Genomic DNA, 18,061 nt, shown 5'->3' on the forward strand with positions numbered 1-18,061 from the left:
TCAATAGGTGGCAAAATGGAATACTTATTAGTTCATGAAGTGGCGCTAAGCAATGCACCAAGCTATGCGGCTATGACCAAGGTACAACATTGGCCTGAGCTGCCAGAATGCCCGGAACAAAGCCTGGTGAGTCAGTTACAAACCACGCTCGATATCCAGCAACAGCTGAATATTGTTTCGATGGCAGCCGGCAAAGTTTTGCCGCTGACAGCATTAACACTAAAAACCGCCGTGGGCGAATTTACCGCCAGTGGTTCACACCCGGCTCAGTTTGAGCACCGTAGTGTGCTGGTGTTAAACCAACAGTGCCTGGCAGAACTTATTTATCACAGCGATCATACTTTTACACCAATGATCCAACGCGAGCTGTTGTTGCTGGAAAGCGAATGGTTATTTGCCCTGCGCAATGCCCTGGTAGTGAGCCGACTGCAACAGATGGCATTAAAAGATACCCTGACCGGCCTGGGTAACCGCCGTTTTTTTGACGATAACTTTAATAAGGCAGTACAGCTGGCCAAACGCCACGACGAGCGTTGCGCCCTGATTTTGCTGGACTTGGATAACTTCAAGCAAGTGAATGATTTATCCGGCCACAGTGCCGGTGATGACATCTTACTGGCGGTTGCCGATTGTCTGCGCGATTGCCTGCGCGCTACCGACAGCCTGTTTCGATTTGGCGGGGATGAATTTGCAGTGATCCTGTCAGGCCAGGATACCGACAGTGCTGAATTGGTCGCCAGGCGTATGGTAAAAGCAATTAACCAGCATTATTTGTGTCAGCAACATCAGGTCAGCGCCAGTGCGGGTCTAGCATTGCTGCGCGCAGAGCAGGACGCCAGGCAGCTATTTGCCGCGGCCGACACGGCACTTTATGCAGCTAAAGATGCCGGTAAGAGCACGGTAAGGGTCGCCTGAATGATTAGTACGCGCTGGCGGCGAAGGCTTTTTAGCGCTGCCAGCTCAGCCAGAGCTTCGCCTGCTCAGGCGCAGTGTTGCTGGCATAACCTGCCACCGCCACCAACTCCCCGGCTACCAACACTAAGGGTATACGCTGGCGCTGCCAGGGTGGCACCTGCCATAATTTAAACCACTGCTTTAATGGTTTGCTGTTAGCCGCACCGGCCGGTTTAAAGCGCAGGCTTAAACGGCCAAATACCAGTTGACCGGACCGCGCTGGCAGCGCCAACCCGGCAGGCATTTCGGTCTCACTAAATAACAAAGTTCCACACGCCGCCGGCAGGGTTAAACTGCCGCTGCCGGTAAACTCGGCGCCAGCCTGCGGCAGCGCAACATGCTCTGGCTTAAGCAGGTATAAGGTACCGGCAAAACGGCGCAACTGGTAACCTTCTAGCACCAACACCGGCGTAGCATCCTCGCGGGCAGCAATAACCTGCTGTTTAAGCGTTTCTAGCCACTGCGTTTGCGGATTCAACGCCGCCTTGGCCAGCCACTGGCGCAGCACCAAATCCTGTTGCACCGGTAAATAAGCTGCCAACCGGTTAAGATCCAGTCCCTGCCCGTTCAGGCAGTCGCTAAGTGCTTGTGTGGTGTAATGATCTGCCAACTGCTGCAGTGCAGCAAGATGCGCCATACTGCGCGCCGCGCTTTGTCTAAAATGTGGCCAGCGCTGCGTCAGCACTGGCGTCAGTTGCTGGCGGATAAAATTGCGCTCAAAGCGGCTATCGCTGTTGCTGTCGTCGTCTACCCACTGCAGTTGCTGCGCTGCGGCATACTGCGCCAGTTCGCTGCGGCTAAACGCCAGTAAAGGCCGGCACAAGAGGCCTGCGCCAAAAGGCCGTCGCTGTGCAATACCGCGTAGCCCCGCCGCGCCGGCTCCCCGTTTTAGCGCCAGCAACAAGGTTTCCAGCTGGTCGTCTCCATGGTGTGCCGTGAGCAATATATGTTTATCCGTGCTAATAAAGTGCGCCAGCGCCTGATAACGCGCTACGCGTGCTTTATGCTCGAGATTATCGCTGCCGTCAATCTGTACTTTTTTTTGCTCAAAGGGTACAGCAAGTGCCTGGCAAGCGTGGGCGCAAAACGCCCCCCAGCTATCCGCATGCTGGCTAATACCATGATGAATATACACCGCTTGCAGGCGAAACGGCTGTAGCTTTTGCGCTTGTGCCAGCAGCTGCAGCAGCACCATCGAATCAAGGCCGCCACTGAGCGCCAGCACCAGTTGGCTATCTGGCGCAGGCGCCAGGGTTTCCAGTAAATACTGTGGGCTTAGTTCAGGCATAAGTTAATACAGTTCAGAGGGCTCGCGGCTTGACAGGGTAACACAAAAGAAAAAGCCAGTGCACAGGCACTGGCTTTTTAGCAAGGGTTACGGCTTAACAATAACCATAAGACATCAGCCGTTTATATCGCACGTCTAATAATTCTTTGCTACTCATTTTTTGCAGTTTTTCTAAATCGCGCAGCAAGGCTTGCTTTAGCGTTTTAGCCATCTGCTCATGCGAGCGGTGCGCCCCACCTAAGGGTTCTGGGATCACTTCATCAATCAGTTTCAGCTCTTTAATGCGCTCGGCCGTGATCCCCATCGCATCAGCGGCCAGAGGTGCTTTTTCAGCACTTTTCCATAAAATAGACGCGCAGCCTTCGGGCGAAATAACCGAATAAGTGCTGTACTGCAGCATATTGACTTTATCACCAACGCCGATAGCCAAAGCACCACCTGAGCCACCTTCACCTATCACGGTGCAAATTACCGGCACTTTAAGGCCGGCCATCACTTTCAAATTGCGGGCAATGGCTTCCGACTGACCACGCTCTTCCGCACCGATGCCAGGATAAGCCCCCGGCGTATCAATAAAGGTAACGATAGGCATATTAAAACGCTCGGCCATTTCCATCAGTCGCAGCGCTTTGCGATAACCTTCCGGGCGCGGCATACCAAAGTTGCGTTTAATTTTCTCCCGCGTATCTCGGCCTTTCTGATGGCCAATTACCATTACCGCTGTCTCACCCAGCCGCGCCGTGCCGCCGACAATAGCCTGATCATTGGCAAAAGTACGATCGCCGGCTAAGTCATCAAAATCAGTAAACATATGCTGGATATAATCCAGCGTATAAGGGCGCAATGGGTGACGCGCCAGTTGGGCTACCTGCCAGGCTCCCAGCTCAGCGAAAATTTTCTTGGTCAGGCCCAGGCTCTTTTCTTTTAGTTTGTTGATCTCTTCTTCCAGGCCCAAATCGTAATCGCCGTTACGGCTGACGTTACGTAATTCGTCTATTTTTGCTTCAAGTTCAGCAATAGGTTGCTCAAACTCTAAATAATTCAGCATCATCGACTGTCACTACCTAATTAATTAAATTCCAGTTCTATTGTTGCCAATTGCTTTAACTGGTGCAACAAAGCGTCGGCCGGTGTTACCCACCACTGCGTTCCCAGCTGTAACATCACCTCGCCTTCCTGGCGTTGATAGCGCAATTTTACCGGCACAGTACCTGCTTTAAATTCGCCCAGCACCTGCTGCAATCTTTGCAGGTAATTGTGGTCTATTTGCGGCGATTGTACAGTGATATTCAACGATCTCAGAGATTTTTCCCGTACAGCAGTGATCTCGCTGACATCGCGGCCGGTCATTGTAAGGCCACCGTTAAAATCATCAAAGCTGACCTGTCCCGTTATTACCAGAATACGGTCTTTTTGCAGCTGTTGCTCGAAACTTTCCAGCAGATCCGGAAAAAACCGCACATCGAGCCGCGCTGATTTATCATCCAGGGTAACTATGGCCCAGCGCCGGCCTTTTTTGTTAATCATCACCCGCACCGACACCACTAGCCCGGCAACGGTAACGCTTTGATCTTTGCGCGTTGGCTGCAGTTCAACCAGCCGGCAATTAACATAACGCGGAATTTCATCCAGGTAACGGTTAATCGGGTGACCGGTTAAATACAGGCCTAAGGTTTCGCGCTCACCTTCCAGCCAGACTTCATCCGCCCAGGGCTCTACTGTTTTAAAAGCCGCCGCCGCGTGCTCTGGCTCAGGGCTTAACAAACCAAACAAGTCATCCTGTCCAACGGCTTGTGCTTTAGCATGTTGTTCGGCGGCTTTCATCGCCTCTTCCAGCGTGGCCGACAACGCTGCCCGGTGTGGGCCTAAACGGTCCATGGCACCGGATAAAATTAATTTTTCTATTACCCGCCGGTTCAGTTTTTTTAAGTCGACCTTGGCACAAAAATCAAATAAGTCGCTAAAACTGCCATGCTTATTGCGCGCTTCAAGTATCGCTTCAATCGGGCCTTCCCCAACCCCTTTTATCGCACCAATACCATAAACAATATGACCGTGCTCATTCACGGTAAACTTATAGACGCCGGCATTTACATCCGGAGGGATCAGCTTTAGCTTCATCCGCTCACATTCATCGACCAGCGTGACGATTTTATCGGTGTTGTCCATATCAGCCGACATCACCGCTGCCATAAATTCGGCCGGATAGTGCGCCTTCATCCACAGCGTTTGATACGATACCAGCGCATAAGCCGCAGAGTGCGATTTATTAAAGCCGTAACCGGCAAATTTTTCTACAAGGTCAAAAATCTTGATGGCCAGTTCAGGGTCAATGCCGTTTTTTGCCGCGCCTTCCTGAAAGGTGTCGCGCTGCTTGGCCATTTCTTCCGGTTTTTTCTTACCCATAGCACGGCGCAATAAGTCGGCGCCGCCAAGCGAATAGCCCGACAATACCTGAGCTATCTGCATTACCTGTTCCTGATACAGGATAATGCCATAAGTCGGCTCTAAAATCGGCTTTAATGACTCGTGCTGCCAGGTGGCATCCGGGTAAGAAATGGCCTCGCGGCCGCGTTTACGATCGATAAAGTTATCTACCATGCCCGACTGCAACGGGCCGGGACGGAACAGCGCCACCAAAGCTATCATATCTTCAAAGCAGTCAGGCTGCAGGCGGCGGATCAGATCCTTCATACCGCGTGATTCCAGCTGGAACACCGCGGTAGTATCAGCTTTTTGCAGTAAATCGAAGCTCTTTTTATCGACCAGCGGTATGCTATTAATGTCGATGGGCTCGCGGCCTTCTTTGGCTAAGCGCGTATTGGCCATATTGACCGCCCACTGCAAAATGGTCAGGGTGCGCAAGCCTAAGAAGTCAAATTTCACCAAACCGGCATATTCAACATCGTTTTTGTCAAACTGCGTAACCGGATTGTTGCCTTCATCGTCGCAGTACAGCGGCGAGAAATCGGTAATTTTAGTCGGCGCTATTACCACACCACCGGCGTGCTTACCGGCGTTACGGGTTACCCCTTCAAGCTGGCGCGCCATATCAATCAGATCTTTAACTTCCTGATCCTGGGCGTAAAGCTCCGGCAGGCGGGGCTCTTCTTTAAACGCCTGCTCCAGTGTCATGCCAGGCGTGGGAGGGATCAACTTAGAGATACGATCAACAAAACCATAAGGATGACCCAGCACCCGGCCAACATCTCGGATAACCGCCTTGGCAGCCATAGTACCAAAGGTAATAATTTGCGATACCGCTTCGCGGCCATACATATCGGCAACGTGTTCGATCACTTCGTCACGTCTGTCCATACAAAAGTCGACGTCAAAGTCTGGCATTGATACCCGCTCAGGGTTCAAAAACCGTTCGAACAGCAGGTCAAATTCCAGTGGATCCAAATCGGTGATTTTAAGAGCATACGCCACTAGCGAGCCGGCCCCCGACCCCCGCCCCGGACCAACCGGAATATCGTTGTCTTTGGACCACTGAATAAACTCCATCACCACCAGGAAGTAACCGGGAAAGCCCATCTGGTTAATAACGTCGAGCTCTATTTGCAAACGCTCGTCGTACTCGGCGCGCTTTTCACGCCGGATATTTTCATCCGGAAATAGCTGCTCCAGACGCTGCTCCAGGCCTTCGCGCGATTTCAGTACCAGAAAATCAGCATCTGTCATACCGCCGGTAGGAAAAGCGGGCAAGAAATATTCGCCCAGCCGGATGGTGACATTGCAGCGTTTAGCAATTTCAACCGAGTTTTCCAGCGCCTCTGGCAAGTCGGCAAACAGTTGTTGCATTTCCTGCTCAGACTTCAGGTATTGCTGCTCGGTATAGTTTTTCGGCCGGCGTTTGTCATCCAGGGTAAAGCCATCATGAATGGCAACGCGAATTTCATGTGCCGGAAAATCCTCCGGCTGTAAAAATACCACTTCGTTAGTGGCCACCAGTGGCAAACCCTGCTGCTCTGCCAGCGTAACGGCTTTTTGGATATACAGCTCTTCATCCGGTCGCCCGGTGCGCAACAGTTCCAGATAAAAACGGTCGGCAAAATGCTGCTGATAAAACGCTAATAATTCATGAATAGTTTGCTGGTTTTCTTTGAGCAGCGCCTTACCAAGCACCCCCTCCTTAGCGCCGGATAAGATAATCACGCCTTCGGCATAGTCTGCCAGCCAGTCATGGTCAATTTGCGGCTTGCCATCGACATGACCACGCAAATAGGCTTTGGAGATCAGCTGACTTAAATTCTGATAACCGGTGTTATCGGCAGCCAGCAACAGCATACGGCTGGTTTCGTTGCCAAACAGCGGATGCAGTACATAGCAATCGACACCGACAATGGGTTTAATACCGGCATCGTGAGCAGTACTGTAAAACCGCACCAGGCCACAGAAATTCATCTGATCGGTTAGCGCCAACGCCGGCATGCTCAGCTTTTGTGCCGCTTTAACGATAGGTTTGACCTTGGCCACACCATCGACCATAGAAAAGTCGCTGTGTACCCGCAGATGAATAAAAGCCGGGTTACTCATAGCCCTTGTTGCTCCAGCACCTGTCGCACCGGCTTAAAGCTGCGCCTGTGCTGTGGCAGTACCCCATGCTGTTGGATCGCCGCCAGATGCGCCGCGGTAGGGTAACCCTTGTGTGCAGCAAAGCCAAAGTGCGGATGCGCCAGATGCAATGCCTGCATTTCCTCATCGCGCGCCACCTTGGCCAAAATAGAGGCTGCGCTAATTTCCGGCACCAACAAGTCACCTTTGACAACAGCACTGGCAGGAATACCGAAATCAGGTGTACGATTACCATCGACCAGTACCCATTCTGGCCTGATAGACAGCGCCGCCACTGCCCGACGCATCGCCAGCATAGTGGCATGCAAAATATTTAATTCGTCTATCTCATGCGGCTCGGCGCGCCCCAGCGCCCAGCACAGTGCCTGCTGTTTAATCAGCTCAGACAGCTCCGTACGGCGCTTTTCCGATAGTTTTTTTGAATCGGTTAAACCGGCAATCGGCTGTTGCGGGTTCAGGATCACCGCCGCCGTGACGACAGCGCCAACTAAAGGCCCGCGGCCCACTTCATCTACGCCGCATAACAACGCGACATCAGGCCGTTGGTACTGCATCATCTTGTATTACCTGCAATATCGCCTGCGCGGCTTTGGCGCTGGCATCACATTTTATTTGTTGATGGATAGCGCGGTATTCAAGCAGCAGCTGCGACCGGTTGGCGGTAAGTAGTGGCAACATCGCTGCAACTAACGCCTGGGGGCTAACTTGATGTTGCAGCAGCTCGGGCACCATGCCCCGGCCGGCTAACAGATTGGGTAAGCTAAAATGCGCCAACTTTACCAGCCGTTTGCCTATCTGGTACGTCAACCAGTTAGCGCGATAGGCCACTACCATTAAGCACTTGGCCAGCATCGCTTCCAATGTCGCTGTACCCGAGGTGATAAAAGTCGCATCTGCCGCCAGCAGCACCTGCCGCGCCTGGCCGGTAAACTGAGCAATAGTGAGCTCGGGCGCCACTTGCTGCTTAATGGCATTAAATTGCGCCGCTTTCGCCGACGTAACCATATTGGTTACAAACTGTAAGTCAGGAAATTGTTGTTGCAGTAGCAATGCTGCCTGCAAAAAATCGCCGGCGAGCAGCTTAATCTCGTTAGTGCGGCTGCCGGGCATAAGTGCCACGACCTGCCGGTTCGGGTCTAAGCCCAGTTCTGCTTTAGCCGCGGCTTTATCGACATCCAGCGGCATCGTATCAGCCATAGTATGACCAACAAAGGTGCAAGGCACCTGATATTTGTCATAAAAGGCTTTTTCAAACGGCAGCAGCGACAACACCATATTGGTGGCTGCGGCAATTTTAAAAATACGCTTATGCCGCCACGCCCAGACCGATGGGCTGACATAATGCACGGTTTTGATACCGGCTTGCTTTAGCTCAAGCTCCACCGGCAGGTTAAAATCGGGCGCGTCGATACCGACAAACACATCGGGCTTATCAGCTAACAGTGCCGCCACAATTTCACGTTTTACTTTCAGCAAACGTGGCAAACGGCCCAGTACTTCTACTATGCCCATTACGGCCAGCTCTTCCATATCAAACAGCGCATTAAACCCTAATGCCTGCATGCGTGGGCCGCCAATACCGTAAAATACGGCATCGGGGTGCATGGCTTTAAGCGCCGTCATCAGATCAGCACCTAAAATATCGCCGGAGTGTTCCCCGGCGATAATGGCTATTTTAAACGCTTGCTTCGCCAGCATCAGCGCACTATGCCCCGGCTGGCGTTGGCGATAAAGTCAGTAAACAGTTTAAGCTCAGGCATGCTGCTGGCTTTTTCTTCCAGCACTGCCAGGGCTTCTGCTACCGTCTGGCCTTTACGGTACACTTCTTTATACGCACGGCGGATTTCTAACAGCGCGTCGCTGCTGAAACCGCGTCGTTTTAAACCTTCACTGTTGATCCCCGCTGGCACGCAAGGTGCGCCATGCACCATAACATAAGGGGGTACATCTTTTAGCACGATAGAGCCACCGCCACAAAAGCTGTGCGCGCCGATATGCACAAACTGGTGCACGCCGGTCATACCGCCTAAAATGGCCCAGTCACCAACATGCACGTGGCCGGCTGCCTGAGCACCGCTGGCAAAGATAGTATGGTTGCCAACAACAACATCATGAGCAATATGGGTGGTGTTCATAAACAGGTTATGGTTGCCAATAATGGTTTTACCCTGATCCTGCACCGTGCCACGATGCACTGAACAGCCTTCACGGAACACGTTGTAATCACCAATGATAAGCTCTGTAGGCTCACCTTTATACTTCTTGTCCTGACAGGCTTCGCCTATGCTGGCAAACTGAAAAAAATGATTACCTTTACCAATGCTGCTTGGGCCTTTAATGGCGACATGCGACTCAAGCACACAGTCATCACCCAGCACGACGTTATGGCCAATGTAACAAAATGGCCCGACTTTCACATTGTTACCCAGCTTAGCGCCGGCTTCGATTACCGCTGTTGGATGGATCACGTTATAGCTCTCTTCTGGCACACATCAGCTCAGCCGAGCAGACAATCTGGCCTTCTACTTTCGCTTCGCCGTAAAACTTCCACATGTTGCGGCGTTCTTTCAAAAATTTTACTTCCAGCACCATGGTATCGCCTGGCACTACCGGCTTTTTAAAACGGGCTTCGTCAATAGCAGCAAACAGGTATAACTCATTGTCTGAACGTTCTGTCACCGTTTTGAAACCCAAAATGCCGGTAGCTTGCGCCAAAGCCTCTAAAATTAGCACGCCAGGGAAAATCGGCATGCCGGGAAAATGGCCGGTAAAAATGGGCTCGTTAATAGTGACATTTTTTATCGCGGTAAGACTCTCGCCTGGCGTGTAATCCAGTACTTTGTCAATAAGCAGAAACGGGTAACGGTGTGGCAGCAACGCCATAATTTCCTGTATTTGCAGGCTGTTAAGTTGGTTAGCCAAGGCTATTCCTCTGTCTAGTGTTCAGCGTCAGTTGATTTGGTTAGCATTGAAAGCTGATTTTCCAGCTGCTTTACCCGCTGATACAGTTGTTCTATCTGGCGTAACTTCGCCGTGTTCTTGCGCCATTCTAAATTGCTGGTCGCCGGTATACCTGATGAGTATACGCCTTTTTCGGTAATAGGCTTCATTACCATGGCCATGCCGGAGATCTGGGCACCGTCACAAATATCAATGTGGCCGTTAATCACCACGGCACCACCTATAATACAATAGCGGCCAATTTTGGTACTGCCAGCTACCACAGTACAACCCGCCATAGCGGTGTGATCGCCAATATGCACGTTGTGAGCTATCTGGCACTGGTTATCAATAATGACATTATTTCCAATCTGCGTATCTTCAATAGCACCACGGTCTATGGTGGTATTAGCACCTATTTCACAGTCATCGCCGATGCGCACAGTACCGGTTTGTGGAATTTTCAACCAGTTGCCACGTTCATTGGCAAAGCCAAAGCCATCAGCTCCCAATACCGCACCACTGTGCACAATACAGCGCTGACCAATACGTACGCGATGATAAACCGTGACATTAGCCCATAGTTTGGTGGCGCTGCCAATTTCTGCCTGTTCTCCGATAAAGCAACCTGCCCCTATCTGCACATTGTCGGCCACTCTAACGCCGGCGGAAACCACTGCCCCGGCACCAACAGACACATTAGCACCAAGCGTGGCACTGCTGTCGATAATTGCCGTGGGGTGTATACCGTTGGCGGCAGCCGGTGTCGTATCAAGTAACTGGGCAACACGGGCAAAGGCGACATAAGGGTCTTTTACCACCAACGCATTCACGCCAGGGGCAACAAAGGGCACATCATCCGCACTAATCAATACTGCCGCAGCTGAGGTTTCGGCTAAGAACTTACGATACTTGCTGTTAGATAAAAAGCTTAACTGGCCAGCACCGGCACTTTCCAGTGTCGCAATTGCCACGATGCGGCATGCCGCATCGCCTATCAGCTGAGCGTCTAAGCGCTCAGCTAAGTCTGATAACAGATATTCGGACATTATTTCGCTTTACTAACCTGGGTAATGACTGCTTCAGAAATATCATACTCAGGCTTAGCGTAAACCGCGGCACCAGAGTTCAATACTAAGTCAAACTTCTCACGCTCGGCCACCACATCAATAGCAGTTTTGATCAGTGCCAGCACTTTATTGCGCTCTTCAGCCTGACGGTTACGGATCTCTTCATCTAATGGCCGGGCCAGCTGCTCATATTGCTGACGCTGACTGGTTACGGTAGCTTTTAGCTCTTCCTGCTGCTTCTCGCTCATCGTAGGGCCATCGCGGCGCAGTTTTTCAATATTAAAATTAATGTCTTTTTCCAGTTTGCCCACGGTTTCGATGCGCTGGGCAAATTCGCTGCGAATCGTTTCCTGCATCGCGGCAGATTGAGGTATCTTGGCAGCCACGGCCTGCACATCAACATAAGCAATTTTCATTTCTTTGGCCGCAACAGTACCGGCCATTAATAAGCCTGCTGCCAGGATAAGTGCAGATTTTACCAAACGTGTGTTTAACATCTTATATTCCCTATTTTTCTAATCTAGAATGTTGTACCAATATTAAAACTAAAGTTTTCCTGTAAATCACCTTCATACTTCTTGATGATTTTTGCCAGGCTGAAGGTTAGCGGCCCCATTGGCGAAATCCATTGTAAAGATACACCAGCCGTAGCCCGAATCAAACCAGGATCTGAATAATCCGCCAGCTCAGGTTGATTACGCACAGTAACGCGCGGTGTTAAACCGGCATAACGATTAATATCAAATTCAGTGTCCCAAACATTACCGGCGTCAACAAATACGCTGGTCCGTACTGAGTTACGGTAATCATCACTTAAGAACGGCGTTGGGGTAATCAGCTCCAGTGTTAATATCGCCATCGCATTACCGCCGATAGAACGCTGTGACACCGAGTAAGTGTCAGAGTCAGGATCGGCCGGCAAATTGCCGGTACCGCTGCCCAGTTCTGGCAACCCCGGAACCTGCTGCGCATAACGGAAAATCGCACGCGGGCCGATAATACGGCTTTCAAAACCACGCAAATTCTGGCCGCCAGCATTATAGTTTTCGGTAAAGGGTAAGGTGTAATCATAACCGTTTTTAGACCCGTAACCGTTACCGTAGCCCAGTTCCAGTTTGGTCAGAAATGACCAGGTATGATCATTGCTCAGCGGAATATAATTGCGCCCTTCAAACGAGGTTTTAAAGAAGGTTAAATCTGAATTCGGTGTCGTGACCTTAATGCTCGCGCCCAGATAATGACCTGCCGTCGGGAATAAGCCCCGGTTTAAGGTGCTGCGCACCCAGCCTGCCGTTAACTCATAGTTCGTGTACTTGTAACCGCCATCCGGGTTTTCTGCGTCTAACAGCACGGCGCGGAAATGCCGCAATTGGTCATAATCCGTGGTGGGATTAATTTTATTGAAAACGTAATTAGCACCGAAGTTTAACCGGTTATATTCATTTATCGGGTAACCGATATTTGCGCCTATGCCATAACGGCTGTAATCATAGGCTTCAAGGTTTGAAGAACCATAGTCCAGTTCAGAGTAAAACACCTGACCGCCCAGGCTGACACCATCCAACGTAAAGTACGGATCGGTATAAGTCATGCTAACAGATTTTTGATATTTGTTGGTGCTCAGGCTAATACCGGCACTGTTACCACTACCCAGGAAGTTCTCCTGCTGCACACCAATCTGGAATGACAACCCCATATAGTTGCCATAGGAGATACCGGCATTAAAGCTGCCTGATGGCTGCTCTTTTACGGTAAAGCCAACATCCACTAAATCGTCTACACCAGCCACAGGGATGGTTTCAAACTCAATGGACTCAACATAGGGCAAACGCTGAATACGCTGCTTAGACAGCTCCAGCGCATCGTTCGACAACCAGGCGCCTTCCATTTGCCTAAGTTCACGACGCAGTACTTCGTCTTTGGTATTGACGTTGCCCGTCATGTTGATACGACGCACATAGACGCGTTTCCCAGGGTCAACACTGATCGTCAGTTCAACCTCTTTGGTATCGTCATTGATTTGCGGAATAGTGCGCACTTTAGAGTTAGCATAACCAAAGCGGGCCAGTAACTTGGCAATACTTTCTTCGGTATAGGTGACCAGAGCGCCGTTATACATATCGCCGTCTTTTAGCGGTACTATTTTGCTGATAAAGTCATCCTGACCAATCAGGTCGCCAACAAATTTAACCCCTTTGATAGTATATTGTTCACCCTCGCTGACATTCAGCGTAACATAAACAGATTCTTTATCCGGGCTGACAGACACCTGAGAGGAATTAATATTGAAACGCAGATAGCCGCGGTCCAGGTAATAACTGGTAATTTTTTCAATATCGCCCTGTAGCGTTTGCTTTTGGTAGCGATCAGAAGACAAAAAGCGCCACCAGGGTAAATCTTGCTTAGATTCGATGTCCTTTAACAGCTCTTCATCTGAAAACAGCTTGTTACCAACAATATTGATTTGCCGGACAGAAGCGGCGTCGCCCTCTTCAAACTTTATCTTTAAATTAACCCGGTTACGGGGCAGGTAAGTAACCTCAACATCCACCTCGGCCTGATATTTACCGACACCATGGTAGAACTCGGTTAAACCATTCTCGATATTCTTTAAAATGGTTTTATCCAACGGCTCGCCGACTTCAATGCGGTTGCCAGCCAAACTTTCGTTGAGCTGCTCCTCTTTGATATCTTTGTTACCATCAAACTCAATGGCGTTAATGGTAGGCCGCTCGCGCAAGCGGTAAATGACCGTATTACCATCACGAAATACTTTAATATCTTCAAAGTGACCCGCACCGTATAACGTGCGGATGCTGCGCGACAGGCTATACTCAGTGACCGTATCACCAACGTTAAACGGTAAATTATTCAACGCCGCACCCAGTGCCACGCGTTGCAGGCCTTCAACCTGAATATCCTGCACCGTAAAAGAGTCTTCAGCGAGCACCGAGTTACTGCCTGTAGCAAGTAACATCGCCGCTACTAATCGTTTAATTGTCATTATTTGAACTACTTATGATTAGTTATTTACAAACGAGAAATATCGTTGAGCAGCGCAATTCCCATCAACATCAGCAGGATCATGGCTCCGAACCGGAAACCTATTTCCTGCGTCTTCTCAGAGACAGGTTTGCCGCGTATTAGTTCCAGCAGCATATACATTAAGTGGCCACCATCCAGTACCGGTAGCGGCAGCAAATTGATGACGGCTAAGTTAACACTAATCAGCGCCAAAAACGATAAAAATGCTACCAAACCTATACTGGCTGTGGTGCCAGCACCTTGTGCAATCGAGATAGGGCCACTGAGATGCTTTACCGACACATCGCCGGTCAACAGTTTGCCAATCATGGCAAAACTAAGCCGGGTGAGTTGCCAGGTATGCGCTGCACCCGCGGCAATAGCATCAAATGCACCATAACGTTGGGTATACAACACCCCTTCAGGCCAGTCACTTACCTTGGGTGATATCCCCAACACTCCGCTGGAAAACCCATCCGCGGCCATAACCCGCTCAGGCGTCACTTGCAACGTCAGTTGACGGCCATCACGCAATATTTGCAATACCAACTGCTGCTCCGGCGCATTACTGATAAGCTTTTGTAAGTGTTGCCAATCATTAATCTGCGTATCATCGATACTAAGAATTTTGTCATTTACCAGAAGACCTGCGCGCTGCGCTGCAGAATCTGGGGCCACAGCGGCAATGTCCGTAAGCACCTGCGGCCGCGCCAGCACCAGGCCGAGGCTGTCAAATACCGATTGTTTTTCCGGATCAAACTGCCAGTCGGTGGTATTTAACGTTACCGAACGTTGCTGCTGTGTAGAGACATCCAATAAACCCAGCGTAATAGTGTCGCGGCCAAGTTGTTCAACCAGCAGTAAATTTACACTGCTGGCATCGGTTGCCTTGTGCTGATTCACCGCAATAATTTGTTGTTGCGCCTGCATACCGGCTTGCGCAGCTATAGACTGCGGCGCCACCTCTGCGACTATCGGCCGCATGGTCTGTACGCCAAGAATATACATTAACCACAATGCAAATAACGCGAAGATAAAGTTTGCTGCGGGGCCAGCGGCGATAATCGCCATCCGCTGCCATACGGTTTTATGGTTAAAAGCCAGATCTTTAAATTGCGGCAGCACCGGATCAACCCGTTCATCCAGCATCCGCACATAGCCGCCCAGCGGAATAGCCGCAATGACAAATTCTGTACCCTGCTTGTCACGCCAGCTGAGCAACGCCTTACCAAAACCAATAGAAAACCGCTTTACCAGCACGCCATTTTTGCGGGCCACCCAAAAATGGCCAAACTCGTGAACCGTGATCAACACCCCAAGTGCGACGACGAATGACAGTAAATTCCAAATCGCACCCGACATTACAACCCTTTCCTCAACAGTGACTGCGCATAATGGCGCGCTTGTAAATCCAGTGCCAATATATCATCCAGCGTACTGACGTGAAAGCCGCTAAAGTGATCCAGGCACTGCGCATTTAATCTGGCAATATCGGTAAATCGCAATTGTTGCGCCAAAAAAGCCTGCACGGCAACCTCATTCGCCGCATTTAGCGCCGTCGTCGCGCCCTGCCCCGCCGCACAGGCCGCTATTGCCAGATATAAGTTCGGGTAACGTTCTGGCTCTGGCTCAGTGAAGGTAAAGTCACGCATTTGCTTAAAATTAAGTGGCGCAACCGGGCTGGCAATACGGTTTGGAAACGCCAGCGCATGCGCAATAGGCGTGCGCATATCCGGCTGACCCAATTGCGCCAGCACTGAACCGTCACTGTACTGCACCATTGAATGAATGATACTTTGCGGATGAATAACAACGTCGATATCGTCAGCCTGACAGTTAAATAACCAGCGCGCTTCAATAAACTCCAGACCTTTGTTCATCATAGTCGCGCTATCGACAGAAATTTTATGCCCCATACTCCAGTTGGGATGGGCCACTGCCTGCTCTGGCGTAATACGGTCAAATTCAGCAAGCGGCGTATGCAGAAAAGGCCCGCCACTGCCGGTTAGCAATAACTTACTAATACCGAAGTCATTAATGCTCTGATCATGCGTATGTTGCTGCAGCGCAGCCGGCAAACACTGAAAAATGGCATTGTGTTCGCTGTCTATCGGCAGCAAGGTAGCGCCATGCTGCTTTACTTTACTGATAAACAGCTCACCGCTCATCACTAGTGCTTCTTTGTTGGCCAGCAGCACCGTTTTACCCTGCTCTACCGCCGCCAATGTTGGCAGCAAACCGGCCGAGCCTACTATAGCTGCCATCACGATATCGGCGTCAGGGTGTGCTGCCAGCTGACACAGGCCATCAATACCGGTTAATACTTCGGTTCTGCTGCCGGCTTGCTTTAGCGCAGCCGCTAAGGTTTTGGCTGCCTGTGCGTCCAGCATGGCAGCAAAGCGCGGTTTCACCGTCAGACATTGTTGCAACAACTTTTCTGTTTGTGTCGCGGCCGTCAGTGCCAATACCTGATATTGCTGCGGATGCGCCGCCAGCACCGACAAGGTGCTAATACCAATAGAACCGGTTGACCCGAGAATTACGACCTGGCGCATCAATAAAAACCGCTATACAAGGCGACAATAATGGCAAACAACGGCGCTGTGGCCGTTAAACTGTCAATGCGGTCTAAAATACCGCCATGGCCTGGCAAAAAAGCACCACTGTCTTTCTTACCGGCTGCACGTTTAAACATGCTCTCCGTTAAATCACCGAATACTGACAGCACCGTCAGCAGCAGCGCCGCGATATACCATACCGGTGTTTGTGCCGGCCAGTCCTGTAACATGGCCACCACCGTGACAACCAACGCCACCAACGCCAGCCCGCCCAACATACCCTCAACGGTTTTTCCCGGGCTGACTTTGGGCAATAATTTATGTTTACCAAAGGGTTTACCGACAATATAACCGCCAATATCCGCAGCCCACACCAGCGCAAGCAGCGCAAAAATCAGCCAGGCACCGGTAAAGCTAGACGCGGCATAATCGGTTGAGCGGATAAATAACACCGCTGCCCAGGCCGGGATTAGGGTTAACCAGCCCATCAGTGCCTTGCCCCAATCACTGTTGACCCAAAGCCGTTGGCTGCGAGGGTAAGTAAGCACTAACACTATCGCCAGCAGCCACCAACCTACACCGGCCATTAGCAAGCTGCTCAGCAAAATATTGTTTTCCAGTGGCCAACTGGCCTGCTGTGGCAATTGCCAATATAACAGCGCCAGCACTATAGCGGTTAAACCAACATACCCACCACGGCTGGCTTTATCCGGCAAACCGCAAAAACCACTCCACTCCCAGGCGCCGAGCAAAAATGCCGCAGAAATAAACACCGCAAAACCTGCAAGCGGTAAATAAAATACGGCCATTAAGGCCAATGGCGCCAAAATAAGCGCGGTAATAACCCGTTGTTTAAACAATCTCGTTATCCTTTACCCAAGGTCGCCAGCTGCCGGATTTGTTCTCCGGTACAACCAAAACGACGCTCACGGTTGACAAAGGCAGCTATCGCTTCAGAAAACACCTGCTGATCAAAGTCCGGCCATAAGGTTTCAGTAAACCAGAACTCAGCATAAGCGGCTTGCCATAATAAAAAATTACTGATGCGCAAATCTCCACCGGTACGGATTAATAAATCCAGCTCGGGTTGTTCATGCATCTGCACCTGTTGTGCAAACAGATGTTCATCAATTTGCTCGGCACGCAGCGTACCTTGCTCTACTTGTCGTGCCAGCTGCCGGGCCGCATTGACCATGTCCCAGCGGCCACCATAATTGGCTGCGATATTCAGCGTTAAGGCGCTATTGTTCGCTGTCAGCTGCTCGGCTTTATCAATGCTGGCTCTGAGTTTATCGCTAAACGCCGACAAATCGCCAATCACTTTTAATCTGACATTATGTTTGTGCAGTGTCTTTACTTCACTTTGCAACACCATTAAAAACAGCTGCATCAGGGTTGACACTTCATCTTCTGGCCGGCGCCAGTTTTCGCTGCTAAAAGCAAATAATGTCAGCGATTTAATCCCCAGCTCGCGGCAAAAGCTAACACTGCGCCTGACAGCTTCGACGCCTCTTTTGTGGCCCCAAACCCGGGGCTTGCCTTGCTGCTGTGCCCAACGACCATTTCCATCCATGATAATTGCCACATGCTGCGGCAAATTCTGCGGTTTGAGCTGCGAGTCTGCAGTCATAACGTGCGACCTGTCCTTT

General features: G+C 50.7%; 15 protein-coding genes. 1 reads left to right on the plus strand and 14 read right to left on the minus strand.

All coding sequences use genetic code 11. The features are described from left to right. Positions 1–15 precede the first annotated feature (15 nt). Positions 16–915, plus strand: a complete 900-nt coding sequence (locus EYB30_RS10175; RefSeq protein WP_166838809.1) for a GGDEF domain-containing protein — start codon at positions 16–18, stop codon at positions 913–915. Positions 916–946: 31 nt separating this feature from the next. On the opposite strand, the gene tilS is transcribed toward EYB30_RS10175, so the two are convergent. The 14 genes from tilS to uppS all read right to left on the minus strand — a co-directional run bounded on the left by tilS (position 947) and on the right by uppS (position 18,042). Beyond that, positions 947–2,242: a tRNA lysidine(34) synthetase TilS gene (gene tilS / locus EYB30_RS10180; protein ID WP_166838810.1), complete on the minus strand. Its 1,296-nt coding sequence runs from the start codon at positions 2,240–2,242 to the stop codon at positions 947–949. A gap of 94 nt (positions 2,243–2,336) precedes the next feature. Beyond that, positions 2,337–3,293: an acetyl-CoA carboxylase carboxyl transferase subunit alpha gene (accA, locus tag EYB30_RS10185; RefSeq protein ID WP_166838811.1), complete on the minus strand. Its 957-nt coding sequence runs from the start codon at positions 3,291–3,293 to the stop codon at positions 2,337–2,339. Positions 3,294–3,310: 17 nt separating this feature from the next. After that, a complete protein-coding gene (dnaE, locus tag EYB30_RS10190) occupies positions 3,311–6,781 on the minus strand; it encodes a DNA polymerase III subunit alpha (RefSeq protein ID WP_166838812.1) in 3,471 nt (1,156 codons plus the stop codon). Next, on the minus strand, positions 6,778–7,377 hold the full coding sequence (gene rnhB / locus EYB30_RS10195) for a ribonuclease HII (protein WP_166838813.1): 600 nt from the start codon (positions 7,375–7,377) through the stop codon (positions 6,778–6,780). The genes dnaE and rnhB overlap by 4 nt, the downstream gene beginning before the upstream one ends. Then, positions 7,355–8,518, minus strand: coding sequence for a lipid-A-disaccharide synthase (gene lpxB / locus EYB30_RS10200; RefSeq protein ID WP_166838814.1), 1,164 nt, complete (start codon positions 8,516–8,518; stop codon positions 7,355–7,357). Before lpxB ends, rnhB begins: the two co-directional genes overlap by 23 nt. Continuing rightward, positions 8,518–9,309, minus strand: a complete 792-nt coding sequence (gene lpxA / locus EYB30_RS10205) for an acyl-ACP--UDP-N-acetylglucosamine O-acyltransferase (protein WP_206674616.1) — start codon at positions 9,307–9,309, stop codon at positions 8,518–8,520. Before lpxA ends, lpxB begins: the two co-directional genes overlap by 1 nt. After that, positions 9,290–9,742 (minus strand): 3-hydroxyacyl-ACP dehydratase FabZ, encoded by a 453-nt coding sequence (gene fabZ / locus EYB30_RS10210; protein ID WP_166838815.1) that lies wholly within the window; start codon positions 9,740–9,742, stop codon positions 9,290–9,292. Before fabZ ends, lpxA begins: the two co-directional genes overlap by 20 nt. Positions 9,743–9,756: 14 nt before the next feature. Further along, complete coding sequence (gene lpxD, locus EYB30_RS10215; RefSeq protein ID WP_166838816.1) at positions 9,757–10,809, minus strand: UDP-3-O-(3-hydroxymyristoyl)glucosamine N-acyltransferase; 1,053 nt, start codon at positions 10,807–10,809, stop codon at positions 9,757–9,759. Further along, entirely contained in the window at positions 10,809–11,327 is a 519-nt protein-coding gene (locus tag EYB30_RS10220; protein WP_166838817.1) for an OmpH/Skp family outer membrane protein, read from the minus strand. The genes lpxD and EYB30_RS10220 overlap by 1 nt, the downstream gene beginning before the upstream one ends. A 23-nt stretch (positions 11,328–11,350) precedes the next feature. Then, a complete protein-coding gene (bamA, locus tag EYB30_RS10225; RefSeq protein WP_166838818.1) occupies positions 11,351–13,834 on the minus strand; it encodes an outer membrane protein assembly factor BamA in 2,484 nt (827 codons plus the stop codon). A gap of 26 nt (positions 13,835–13,860) precedes the next feature. After that, a complete protein-coding gene (rseP, locus tag EYB30_RS10230) occupies positions 13,861–15,216 on the minus strand; it encodes a sigma E protease regulator RseP (RefSeq protein ID WP_166838819.1) in 1,356 nt (451 codons plus the stop codon). Beyond that, positions 15,216–16,409, minus strand: a complete 1,194-nt coding sequence (ispC, locus tag EYB30_RS10235) for a 1-deoxy-D-xylulose-5-phosphate reductoisomerase (protein ID WP_166838820.1) — start codon at positions 16,407–16,409, stop codon at positions 15,216–15,218. The genes rseP and ispC overlap by 1 nt, the downstream gene beginning before the upstream one ends. Further along, positions 16,409–17,272 carry a phosphatidate cytidylyltransferase gene (locus EYB30_RS10240; protein WP_166838821.1) on the minus strand — a complete coding sequence of 288 codons (864 nt, stop codon included), beginning with the start codon at positions 17,270–17,272 and terminating at the stop codon, positions 16,409–16,411. Before EYB30_RS10240 ends, ispC begins: the two co-directional genes overlap by 1 nt. A gap of 5 nt (positions 17,273–17,277) precedes the next feature. Continuing rightward, positions 17,278–18,042, minus strand: coding sequence for a polyprenyl diphosphate synthase (gene uppS / locus EYB30_RS10245; protein WP_166838822.1), 765 nt, complete (start codon positions 18,040–18,042; stop codon positions 17,278–17,280). Positions 18,043–18,061: the final 19 nt, after the last annotated feature.

Source organism: Rheinheimera pleomorphica (assembly GCF_011634895.1).
GTDB classification, from domain to species: Bacteria; Pseudomonadota; Gammaproteobacteria; order Enterobacterales; family Alteromonadaceae; genus Alishewanella; species Alishewanella pleomorphica.